Origin of the sequence: Sphingomonas melonis DAPP-PG 224 (assembly GCF_000379045.1) — a bacterium.
In the GTDB taxonomy this organism is placed as follows: domain Bacteria; phylum Pseudomonadota; class Alphaproteobacteria; order Sphingomonadales; family Sphingomonadaceae; genus Sphingomonas; species Sphingomonas aquatilis.
This window is the reverse complement of the sequence record NZ_KB900608.1, coordinates 14,373-24,905: the sequence shown is the minus strand read 5'-3', so window position 1 is coordinate 24,905 and position 10,533 is coordinate 14,373. Positions and strand designations below refer to the sequence as shown.

Below are 10,533 nucleotides of genomic sequence, written 5' to 3'. Positions count from 1 at the left end.
GTCACACGCTCGCCCAAGCCGTGTTCGTCCACAAACAGGGCCGCCTGCGCGATCCGCAGTTCGAGAACCAGGCGCTGAAAGCGTCCGGGCTGACGCTGGTCACCGCCGCGATCGTGTACTGGAACACGCTTTACATGGGCCGCGCCGTCGAGCATCTGCGCGCCAGCGGCGAGCCCGCGCCCGACGAGCTGCTCGCCCATGTAGCCCCGCTAGGCTGGCGACACATCAGCCTGACCGGCGATTACCTCTGGCAAAACGCCGCTGCCGAGCTCGATCAAGACGGCTACCGCGCACTCAACATCGCCGGCGGACCCGGAGCCAAGGTGGCCTGAGCCGCCCTGTTCGCTACCTGTTCAGCTTACCGCTGTCCGTGTCACAAACCTTGAGGTGCTCCCCAGCAGCTTGCCGCCTTCGATGGAGCGGCCGATCAGAAGATCCCCGTTTCCCTCAAGCCGGCGCACGTCTCCCCGATCGCCGAAGCGGGCCGAGCCGAGCAGCGAGCTGCGCCGGTTCGCGGCGCGGCGATTGACGCGCCAGGCCAGGAACAGGATCGCGCCGGCCAGCAGGAACGGAATGTCGGTGGCAATCTCGCCATAACCGAAGATGCCCTTGAGCCAGCTATGGCTGGCGAACAGCACGACCGCGGCGACGAGCACCGCGAACAGCGGGCTGATCCGCCGGCCGGGCATCAGCCGGCCCGTTCCAGCGGCGTGATCGCCAGCCCCGGATCGGCGTTGGGATGATCGTAGAGCTTGAGGATGATTTGCGTGGCGAGGGGAGGGGGCACGGCCTCGTCGCGAAGCATGTCGAACAGCGCCTCATCCTCCGCGTTCAGGTCCATGCCCTCGATGGCGAGATTGGCGCGGGAGTCCGCGTCATCCTCGCGCCACATCGCGGCTTCCGCAGGCGTGCCGCGTACATAGTCGAGCGCGCGAACTTCCGTCCGGAGAGCGTCAAGGTCGAGCGTCGTCATGCCACCGTCTCCTTGCCTTCCGCTTCCGCGTCAAAGGCCCGCTTGCCGCGTCGCTTCCAGAGCGCCACCATATCGCTGGCATCATCGCCGCGAGCGCGTCCGACCAGTTCGAGCAGCGCACCGTAAATGGTCGCGCGATCGTCATCAGCAAGATCGACCAGACCGGCCTTTTGGACGAGGCCGCCCAGCTCGATCAGGTGGCGGGTGCGTTCGCGCCGTTGCACGACCCAGCCCCGCGTATCAGTCCGACGCCGTGTCGCTTCCAGACGCTGGATCAGCGCCTGGTTGCGTGCCAGCGCTGTCACGGTTGCCGCCAGCAGTTCGCCCACCTTTGCGCCCGCGCCGCTGAAAGAAAGCCGCGCCCTTCGATCGCCACGCCTCCTTCGCTTCCGCGTTCTGTGAGGCGACGGCATCGAGTAGCACGCCGGCGAGTGTTTCCATGTCGAGTGAATCGGCACCCGTGGCGGTGACGAGCTGGCCGAGTTGTTCGACCCGGCGCGCCTTCAGACTACGCGCCTTGTCCTCCAGCGCTTTCAGCTCCGCGTTATAGTCCCGCACCTTGCGCATGGTGCTTCCTTTCTCCGCGTTTTTGACCGCAGCAGCCTAGCAAACCTATAGGGGAGGGCAACCCACATCAACAGCCAGCACCGAGTCAATCAGGAGATGCGAAGCAGATCATGAGTGCGCGCTTATACGTCGTTGCCGACGTGCGCTAAGAAGTGCATCATGCCGGTCGCGATGGCGATCTATCATTTCAGCGCCAAGGTCATCAGCCGTGCGAACGGCTCCAGCGCCGTTGCGTCCGCTGCCTATCGCTCCGCATCCGAGCTGCACGATGCGCGGCTTGGACGCAGCCACGACTTCTCCAACAAGGCGGGCGTCATCCACTCCGAAGTGCTGCTGCCGAAGGACGCACCGGAGCGCCTGTTGGATCGGACGACGCTGTGGAACGAGGTGGAGGCAGGAGAGAAGCGCAAGGACGCGCAACTGGCGCGTGAGGTAGAGTTTTCGATCCCGCGCGAGATGAACGAGAAGCAGGGCGTGCAGCTCGCTCGTGACTTCGTGGAGAAGGAGTTCGTGAAGCGCGGGATGGTCGCCGACCTCAACGTGCATTGGGACAAGGCCAAGGATGGCAGCCCGAAGCCGCACGCGCATGTCATGCTGGCGATGCGCGAAGTTGGGCAGGAGGGGTTCGGCAAGAAGGTCCGGGACTGGAACTCGACCGAGCTGTTGAAGGGCTGGCGCGAAGCGTGGGCGGCGCATGTCAACGAGCGCATGGCGGAGCTGGGGCTGGAGGGGCGGATCGACCACCGTTCCTATGAAGACCAGGGCATTGCGCTGGAGCCGCAGCACAAGATCGGCCCGGCAGGAATGCGCCGGCTCGACCGCGGCGAGGACGCCGAGCGTGCCGAGGATCACCGGCGCATCGCGCGGGAGAATGGCGAGAAGATCGCGGCCGACCCGCGCATCGCGCTCGACGGCATCACACGGCAACAGGCGACCTTCACCACCCGCGATCTTGCTGCGTTCGCCTTCCGTCATTCGGATGGCAAGGAGCAGTTCGACCAGGTGATGGCGGCGGTGCGGGCCAGTCCCGAGCTGGTGGCATTGGGCAAAGACGGGCGCGACCAGGAGCGGTTCACGTCCCGCGAGATGATTGCGACCGAGGCGCGTCTGGAGAAAGCCGGCGACGAGCTGGCGCGGCGCGACGCGCATGGTGTGTCCGACCGGCACCGTGCCGGCGCTCTGGAGGCTGCGGAAGGACGCGGGCTGGTCCTGTCGGGCGAGCAGCGCGATGCCTTCGACCATATCACCGAGGGCCGCGGGCTGGCGTCGGTCATCGGCTATGCCGGCACGGGCAAGTCGGCGATGCTGGGCGTTGCGCGCGAGGCTTGGGAGCGCGAGGGCTATCAGGTGCGCGGCGCCGCCCTGTCCGGGATCGCGGCCGAGAATCTGGAGGGCGGATCAGGTATCCGGTCCCGCACCATCGCCAGCCTTGAACATGGTTGGGCACAGGGCCGCGACCAGCTCACGCGCAACGACGTGCTGGTGCTGGACGAGGCGGGCATGATCGGCACCCGCCAGATGGAGCGGGTGCTGTCCCGTGCCCGCGACGCGGGCGCCAAGGTGGTGCTGGTGGGCGATCCCGAGCAGTTGCAGGCGATCGAAGCCGGCGCGGCGTTCCGGTCGATCGCCGAAGCGCACGGCGCGGCCGAAATCACCGAGGTTCGCCGACAGCGTGAAGGCTGGCAGAAGGACGCGACGCGGGCACTGGCGACCGGCCGCACGGGCGAGGCGATCCACGCCTATGGCGACTGCGGCATGGTCCACGCGGCCGATACGCGCGAGCAGGCCCGCGCCGAGCTGGTGGAAGGCTGGGATCGCCAGCGCCAGGCTGATCCCGACCAGACGCGCATCATCCTCACCCACACCAATGCCGAGGTGCGCGAGCTGAACCAGGAGGCGCGCGGACGGGTGCGCGCGTCGGGCGGGCTGGGCGAGGACGTTGGCGTCACCGTCGATCGGGGCGCGCGCGACTTCGCGGCCGGCGACCGCATCATGTTCCTGCGCAACGAGCGCTCGCTTGGCGTGAAGAACGGCACGCTGGGCACGTTGGAGCGGATCGACGGCGGGCACATGGCGGTACGGCTCGACGGGGGTGGGCACGCTGCGTTCGACCTCAAGGACTACGCCGCGGTCGATCACGGCTATGCCGCTACCTTCCACAAGTCGCAGGGCGTGACTGTCGATCGCGCGCACCTCCTCGCGACGCCGGGCATGGACCGGCACAGCGCCTATGTCGGCATGTCGCGGCACCGTGACGGGGTGCAGCTCCACTATGGCCGTGACGACTTCGCCGACTTGGCGAAGCTTGCCCGCACGCTGTCACGCGACCGCGCCAAGGACATGGCCGGCGACTATGCCGTGCCGTCCGATGAGGACAGGGCGCGCAGCTTCGCCGAGCGGCGGGAGATACGCTGGCCCGAGCGGGCGCGGGAAATCGTCCATCAGGTCCGCGACAAGGCCAAGGATATGTTCGCGGGTTTTCGGCCCAAGCCTGCCGCCACGCCGGAGAAGGCACCTACCCCGGATCGCACCGAGGCGGCGATCGGCGGCAAGCCGGACCAGGCCAGGGCAATTGAACGCTATGCGCGGGCGTCTGCCGATATAGGCCGGATGCGCGCGCAGGATCTGCCGGTGCTGCCGCATCAGGAGAGCGCGTTGCGCCGCGCCGGCGAGGCGCTGGATCAGGTGCGGCCTGATGGCGCGCGCGATCTCGCTTCCGCGTTCCGTCGCGATCCCGGGCTGATCGGGCAGGCGGCCGGGGGCAACACAGGCGGTGCGGTGCGCGCGATGGCCGAGGAGCGCCGGGTGCGGCTCGACCCCGGCGCGCGCGCTGACCGGTTCGTGGAGAGCTGGCGTGGGCTGGCGCGCGAGCGGGCAGGCGGCGACCAGGCGCGGGTGGAAAAGGCTACCACGCGCATGGGTGTGATGGCCGAGGGGCTACGCCGCGACCCCGAGCTGGCGAAGGCGCTGGAGCGCCGTGCGCCCGAGCTGGAGCTAAAACTGGAGCGCGGCCGAAGCATCGAGAGATCGCTGGAGCAGTCGATCGGGATCGGCCGCGAGCGCGACAGGGGCATGAGCCGATAAGGGGAAGACGTGATGGCGGATGAGGAAGGGCCGAGTGAAGCCGCGCAGGCGTTCCAGGAGCTGCGCGCCGAGGTGACGCTGATGCGCCGTGCCGTCGAGCGTCTGACGGCCGAGCGCATGGAGGTGCCCGAGCCGCCCGACTATTCCGAGACGCTGGGCGTCATCGCTAACAATATCACCGCCACCGCGCAGCGCGTCGATATGCTGGTCAAAAGCCCTATGCTGGCGATGACGCCCGAACAGTTGGCGGGACGGATCACCGCAGCGGCGAGCACGGCGCGCCAGGAAGACCGGCAGACGATCGCCACGGCGCGCACCGGCCTGGAGGACGTGACCCGCCAGCTTCACGGCTACGTCGTATCAGCGCGCCGGGGCGACGAGCAGAACCGCTGGCTGATGTGGAGCGCGATCGGCGGTGTGGTGGTCGGGATGATGTTGTGGGCGGTGTTCGCCGGCATCGTTGCCCGCGCCGTGCCCGCGAGCTGGCAATGGCCGGAGAAGATGGCGGCGCGCTCGCTCGACCTGCCGATGTGGGAAGGCGGCCAGCACCTCATGCGCGCCAGCGCGCCGGACGCTTTCGCCAACATCGCGGCAGGCGATCGGATCGTCACCGCTAACCGGCAGGCGCTGGAGGCGTGCCGGAAGCGCGCGGATAAGGCGCGAGAGGCGGTGCGCTGCACGATCAAGATCGAGCCCGAGGCGAGGCGTTAGGGTGGCGGACACTCTCACCCCGGCAGGCCGCTCCGAGCGCATGAGCCGCATTCGGGGCAAGAACAGCAAGCCCGAGATGCTGGTGCGCCGCATCGTGCATGGCATGGGCTACCGCTATCGGCTTCACGACAAGCGTCTACCCGGTAGCCCCGACCTTGTGTTTCGCGGCCGGAAGAAAGTCATCTTTGTCCACGGATGTTTCTGGCATCGTCATCCCGATCCGAATTGCAAACTGGCGCGAATGCCAAAATCCCGGCAGGATTTCTGGGGACCGAAGCTGGAGGGCAACCGCGATCGAGACGAGCGCAATCGTGCGATGCTGGACCGAAAGGGCTGGCGGGAGCTGGTTGTTTGGGAATGCGAATGCGGGCAAACGGAACACTTGAAGAACAAAATACGTGGATTTCTCGATGACGACCAAGGAAACGCCCATGCGGGCCATTGAGCTATTCGCCGGCGCCGGCGGGCTGGGCATGGGGATCAGCAAGGCGGGATTCCGTCCCATGCAGGTGGTCGAATGGGATCGCTGGTGCTGCGATACGATTCGAGAGAACCGCAAGGTAAAGGCGGGTGGTATTAGCCATTGGCCGTTGCCGACCGAGGGTGACATTCGAGCCGTCGATTTTCGACAGCACGAAGGCAAGATCGACCTTGTGACGGGTGGACCACCTTGCCAGCCATTCTCCCTTGGCGGGAAGCATCGAGCACATGCCGACGCGCGCGACATGTGGCCGGAAGCTGTCCGGGTTGTGCGCGAGACGCGCCCGCGCGCGTTCGTGTTTGAGAACGTGAAGGGGCTGACCAGGGCGAGCTTCGCCACCTACCTTGCTCATATCGTCCACCAGCTCACCTATCCCGAACTCACGTTGCGGCCGGGCGAGACGTGGATGGAGCACATGGCGCGCCTAGAGCGTCACCACACCGCCAAGGGCGGTTCGGACGAGCTGCGTTACAACGTCGTGTATCGGGTGCTCAACGCAGCCAATCACGGGGTGCCACAACGGCGTGAGCGTGTCGTGTTCGTCGGCTTCCGCGCGGACCTTGGCATTGAATGGTCCTTCCCGGAGGCAACCCACTCGCTCGAAGCGTTGCTATGGGAGCAGGTACGAACGGGTGACTATTGGGAGCGGCACGAGATCGCCAAGCGCGACCGGGTGCTTGATCCACGCTTCCGCGCCCGCGGCATGGCGCTGTTGGAGAAGCCGGCGGACAAGCCGTGGCTGACCGTGCGGGACGCGATCGGAGACCTTCCTGATCCGGAGCTTCAGCCGGAACTCGCGGCTGCCTGCCTCAACCATCGATTCCAAGGTGGCGCCCGCAGCTATGTGGGCCACACTGGCAGTCCGCTTGATGAACCAGCCAAGACGCTCAAGGCGGGCGTCCACGGTGTCCCGGGGGGCGAGAACATGCTGCGTCGCGCCGATGGAAGCGTGCGCTATTTCAGCGTCCGAGAGAGCGCCCGGCTACAGACCTTCCCTGACAAGTACCGCTTTCATGGCTCATGGACCGAGTCCATGCGCCAGCTCGGCAACGCCGTCCCGGTGAAGCTCGCGCAGGCCGTTGGAGAGAACGTGGCGAGGCATTTGACCGCCGCATGAGCCGTAAACCCACACCCGCGCCGTCGCCGATCGCCGAACTGCGCGCGAATCTCGACCAGCTCATCGAACAGACGACCTCGACCACCCTGTCGGCGCCGCGGCGACGGACGCTTGAGAAGGAAATCCGGGGTGTCATCGAGGAGCTAGGCTCTTTTCTGAACACGCTGGACCCGATCCGGCAGCCTTCGGCGGTGTTTGATCCCAGCAATCCCAAGGTGGTGGGGCGGTTCGTCTCGCTCGCGCTGGTCGCGCAGCAGCGTCACCCGTTGGCCGAGATACCGCGCTTCTATGGCTCCGGCATCTACGCCATCTACTACAACGGCCCATTTCCGCTGTATGCGCCCATCAGCGGAAGCGAGACGCCAATCTACGTCGGCCAGGCCGCGCCCGCGATCAACAATGCCCGTACCCCGCTGGAGCAGGGGCCGCGGCTTTGTGGGCGTCTTTCAGACCACCGTAAGAACATCGGTACGGCCATCACCACGCTCGACCTTGCCGACTTTCAGTTCCGATCGCTGGTCGTTCAGAGCGGCTGGGAAACGGCGGCCGAGGATTACATGATCCATCTGTTCCGGCCGATTTGGAACAGCGAGACGAGCATACTCTATGGCTTGGGCAAGCATGGAGATGACGCGACCACCCGAGCCAATAAGCGCTCGCCGTGGGACACGCTCCATCCCGGCCGGAAATGGGCGGAAAAGTCCAAGGAAGATGCCAAATCGCCGGCAACGATCGAGACGGAGCTAAGCCGGCATTTTGAGGAGCACCCGGTATTTCCGGACCTTGAGCATGTGCTGACCAGCTTTTTGGACGAACTGCGTCAGGTGTAATCAACAGAACCCAATTGGGGGAGATCGAAGGGGCGATCACAACAATGAGCGAAGCACAGGCACTCGCGAACATCGTCACTTGGTCGGAGGATAGTCCTGGCTGGCAGCGTGACGCGCTTCGTCGGTTAGCTACAGGACATAGCCTCGCCGACCATGATGTCGATGAGTTGGTTGCCATCTGCAAGGGCCAGGTAGCGGCCGACCCCGTGTCTGCTGACAACTTCCGTGATCCCGCCCGCATTCAAGGCCAAGTCAATCTCCGCCGCGTCCATGGCGTGAACCACGTTAATGCGCTGGCGCCCGATCAGCGGTTGGCCTTTCAGCCGCATGGCCTAACGATCATCTATGGTGACAATGGATCAGGCAAATCCGGCTATTCGCGTATTCTGAAAAAAGCTTGCCGTGCCAGGACGCCCAATCGCGAAGACATCATCCCCGACATTTACGAGGCTGTTCCCGGCATTCCCACGGCAACGATCGACTATACAATAGGCGGCGCTGAACATTCCTATGTGTGGCGGCTTGGCACTCCAGGCGATGCCGCGCTCACCGCCGTCAGCGTCTTCGACTCTCGTTGCGCCAATATCCACGTCGAGGAAACGAACGACCTCGCCTATACACCCTTCCCGCTGAAGCTGCTGGCCTCGCTCGCGCAGCTCTGCAGGTCGGTGAAGGACAAGCTCGCTGGCGAGATTTCAACGATCAAGGCTCGTACGCCGCAAGCTATCTCGGTGCCGACATGCAGCCCGACAAGCGAGGTAGGCCGTCTCCTCGCCGGCTTGGCCGCAGGTACTGATCCCGCCACGGTGGAAGCCCTAGCGACCTTGAACCAGGGCGAGTTGGATCGCCTCGCCCAGATTACCGCTGATCTCGCAGGTGATCCCGCGCGTGCCGCACGTCAGCTCGCCGCGTTGAGGACAAAGATCGATAACCAGGTCGCATCATTAGACCGCCTGTTCAGCGCCCTCGCTCCGGCAAATGCTGAAAGGCTGCGTCAGCTTGCCACAGCTAGGGAGGCGGCTCGGGAGGCGGCCATAGCGGCATCAGGAGCCCTGTTTCGGGACGAGCCCTTGCCGGCGATCGGCGGCGACGCATGGCGTGGGCTATGGGAAAGCGCTCGGACCTATTCCGAGCAGGAAGCATACCCAGGCCAGCCGTTTCCGGCGATCGAGCCGGGTGATGTGTGCGTTCTGTGCCAGCAGGAACTCGCGCCGGAGGCGGCAGATCGCCTCGGTCGCTTTGAGGCATTCGTTCGTGACGATAGCCAGCAACGTGCCGAGGCAACGCGCGTCGCGCATGAGGATGCCGTGACGACGTTCCGCAGCAGCGGGCTGAGTGGTTCGGATGCGCGCGCCATTGTCGCGACCATACGTGACGAGCTGCGCCAGGATGCTGTAGCGAACGATCTACGCCGAAACTTGGTGGAGGCTCGCTGGCGTCACCGTTGGATCGCTCGCCGCCACGCCAATCCGGCACTGGTGCTTGAGGCCCCCATCCTCGCCTATGACCGCCAAGCCATCATCAATCTCGCGGCGGAAGTTGAGGCCCGGTCCGCCGCGCTCATCGCCGAAGCAGGCTCGCCGGTCCGTGCCGCTTTGATCGCCGAGAAAGCGGAGCTTACCGATCGCCAGTGGCTGGCCGGCGTTAAGGACGACGTGCTTGCGGAGATCGCACGTCGCGGTGAGATCGCGCAGTTGGAGGTAGCGCAGCGCGCGACCACGACCAATCGTATAACGGGCAAGAGCACCGAGATCGCGCAGGCGCTCGTCACAGACGCACTTCGCGCGCAATTTGCGGTTGAGGTCGCGAGTTTTGGGATAGCGAACCTAGCCGTCGAGTTGCGCCAGCAGAACAGCGCACAAGGCATTCCCCGCTTCAAGGTGGCGCTTGTCAGGCAGCCCAGGGCCGCTGTGGGTGAGGTCTTGAGCGAAGGGGAGCATCGCTGTGTTGCTCTAGCGGCGTTCATGGCCGAGCTGGCGACCGCCGGCAATCAGTCCGGGATTGTCTTCGATGATCCGGTGTCATCGCTCGACCATATGCATCGAGAGGCTGTGGCGAAGCGTCTCATCGATGAAGCTTCGCGCCGGCAGGTGATCGTGTTAACCCATGACCTCGCTTTCCTGTTCGAGTTGGAGCGAGCCGCCCAAGAGGCGCAGCCACGTCCGCAAGTGTCGATGGGATCAGTGTCGCGGGGAGCGGACAAGGCTGGATTTTGCCGCAACGAGCCCCCTTTCAAAGCGCGCCGCGCCGTCGAAATCATGGGCGCCCTTACCCGCCAGCTCGCAAACGAACGGCGTCATTTCGAGCAAGGCGACGAGGATAATTGGCGCGTGACCGTCAAATCGATCGCCGGTGTTCTGCGCGATACGTGGGAGACCGCCGTTGAGGAAACGGTGGGGCATGTCTTGCGCCGGCTATCCTACAAGGTCAGCACGGGCGGCCTCATCAAGCTTACGGTGATTAGCCCTGCCGATTGCGAGGCCATGCGCGATGGTTTTGGACGATGCTCCGAATTGCTTCACTCATCGGCGAGAGAGTTGAATCGTCCCCTGCCCCGTCCCGAGGCCTTAGCCGCGGAGATTGACGCACTCAATCGTTGGGCGACTGACCTTCGCCAGCGTCAGGATGCAGTTAGGCTCCCCTAAAGATGACAAGAGCTTGCGGTTAGCCTGTTCAGAAAACGACCGGGGCTGTTGAAAAATGCGCCGCTGGTGGCCGGGTCCGGTTGGGGGCGGAATGACACCCCAACGCATAGCGATCCCGTCTCGCA

Annotated in this window: 11 protein-coding genes; 7 read left to right on the top strand and 4 right to left on the bottom strand. The window is 65.2% G+C overall.

Going from position 1 to position 10,533, the window contains the following annotated elements:
• On the top strand, nt 1-332 hold a 332-nt coding region (locus tag SPHME3_RS0119890; protein ID WP_018251388.1), incomplete at its 5' end, for a Tn3 family transposase.
• 21 nt (nt 333-353) lie between these two features.
• On the opposite strand, the gene SPHME3_RS0119885 is transcribed toward SPHME3_RS0119890, so the two are convergent.
• From SPHME3_RS0119885 to SPHME3_RS20910, 4 genes are read right to left on the bottom strand one after another with little or no spacing between them, the layout of a single operon-like run.
• A complete protein-coding gene (locus SPHME3_RS0119885) occupies nt 354-689 on the bottom strand; it encodes a hypothetical protein (RefSeq protein WP_018251387.1) in 336 nt (111 codons plus the stop codon).
• On the bottom strand, nt 689-973 hold the full coding sequence (locus SPHME3_RS0119880) for a hypothetical protein (protein WP_018251386.1): 285 nt from the start codon (nt 971-973) through the stop codon (nt 689-691). The genes SPHME3_RS0119885 and SPHME3_RS0119880 overlap by 1 nt, the downstream gene beginning before the upstream one ends.
• A complete protein-coding gene (locus tag SPHME3_RS0119875) occupies nt 970-1,197 on the bottom strand; it encodes a conjugal transfer protein TraD (protein WP_026189172.1) in 228 nt (75 codons plus the stop codon). Before SPHME3_RS0119875 ends, SPHME3_RS0119880 begins: the two co-directional genes overlap by 4 nt.
• 16 nt (nt 1,198-1,213) lie before the next feature.
• Nucleotides 1,214-1,540 (bottom strand): conjugal transfer protein TraD, encoded by a 327-nt coding sequence (locus tag SPHME3_RS20910; RefSeq protein ID WP_081614895.1) that lies wholly within the window; start codon nt 1,538-1,540, stop codon nt 1,214-1,216.
• Between the two features lie 171 nt (nt 1,541-1,711).
• On the opposite strand from SPHME3_RS20910, the gene traA reads away from it, so the two are divergent.
• From traA to SPHME3_RS0119845, 6 genes are read left to right on the top strand one after another with little or no spacing between them, the layout of a single operon-like run.
• The gene (traA, locus tag SPHME3_RS0119870; RefSeq protein ID WP_026189171.1) at nt 1,712-4,624 is read left to right on the top strand and encodes a Ti-type conjugative transfer relaxase TraA; all 2,913 of its coding nucleotides are present in this window, start codon (nt 1,712-1,714) and stop codon (nt 4,622-4,624) included.
• Nucleotides 4,625-4,636: 12 nt separating this feature from the next.
• Complete coding sequence (locus tag SPHME3_RS20430) at nt 4,637-5,335, top strand: DUF6118 family protein (protein ID WP_018251383.1); 699 nt, start codon at nt 4,637-4,639, stop codon at nt 5,333-5,335.
• Between the two features lies 1 nt (nt 5,336).
• Nucleotides 5,337-5,780: a very short patch repair endonuclease gene (locus tag SPHME3_RS20905; protein ID WP_020493517.1), complete on the top strand. Its 444-nt coding sequence runs from the start codon at nt 5,337-5,339 to the stop codon at nt 5,778-5,780.
• Nucleotides 5,746-6,933, top strand: coding sequence for a DNA cytosine methyltransferase (locus tag SPHME3_RS0119855; protein ID WP_229668350.1), 1,188 nt, complete (start codon nt 5,746-5,748; stop codon nt 6,931-6,933). Before SPHME3_RS20905 ends, SPHME3_RS0119855 begins: the two co-directional genes overlap by 35 nt.
• A complete protein-coding gene (locus tag SPHME3_RS0119850; RefSeq protein ID WP_018251380.1) occupies nt 6,930-7,763 on the top strand; it encodes an Eco29kI family restriction endonuclease in 834 nt (277 codons plus the stop codon). Before SPHME3_RS0119855 ends, SPHME3_RS0119850 begins: the two co-directional genes overlap by 4 nt.
• 44 nt (nt 7,764-7,807) lie before the next feature.
• Complete coding sequence (locus SPHME3_RS0119845) at nt 7,808-10,408, top strand: AAA family ATPase (RefSeq protein WP_037477229.1); 2,601 nt, start codon at nt 7,808-7,810, stop codon at nt 10,406-10,408.
• The last annotated feature ends 125 nt before the right edge of the window (nt 10,409-10,533 follow it).

What these genes read in the sequence shown, in the direction of transcription:
- SPHME3_RS0119885 (WP_018251387.1), bottom strand. Translation starts at nt 689, where the DNA reads ATGCCCGGCCGGCGGATCAGCCCGCTGTTCGCGGTGCTCGTCGCCGCG.
- SPHME3_RS0119880 (WP_018251386.1), bottom strand. Translation starts at nt 973, where the DNA reads ATGACGACGCTCGACCTTGACGCTCTCCGGACGGAAGTTCGCGCGCTC.
- SPHME3_RS20910 (WP_081614895.1), bottom strand. Translation starts at nt 1,540, where the DNA reads ATGCGCAAGGTGCGGGACTATAACGCGGAGCTGAAAGCGCTGGAGGAC.
- traA (WP_026189171.1), top strand. Translation starts at nt 1,712, where the DNA reads ATGGCGATCTATCATTTCAGCGCCAAGGTCATCAGCCGTGCGAACGGC.
- SPHME3_RS20430 (WP_018251383.1), top strand. Translation starts at nt 4,637, where the DNA reads ATGGCGGATGAGGAAGGGCCGAGTGAAGCCGCGCAGGCGTTCCAGGAG.
- SPHME3_RS0119855 (WP_229668350.1), top strand. Translation starts at nt 5,746, where the DNA reads ATGACGACCAAGGAAACGCCCATGCGGGCCATTGAGCTATTCGCCGGC.
- SPHME3_RS0119850 (WP_018251380.1), top strand. Translation starts at nt 6,930, where the DNA reads ATGAGCCGTAAACCCACACCCGCGCCGTCGCCGATCGCCGAACTGCGC.
- SPHME3_RS0119845 (WP_037477229.1), top strand. Translation starts at nt 7,808, where the DNA reads ATGAGCGAAGCACAGGCACTCGCGAACATCGTCACTTGGTCGGAGGAT.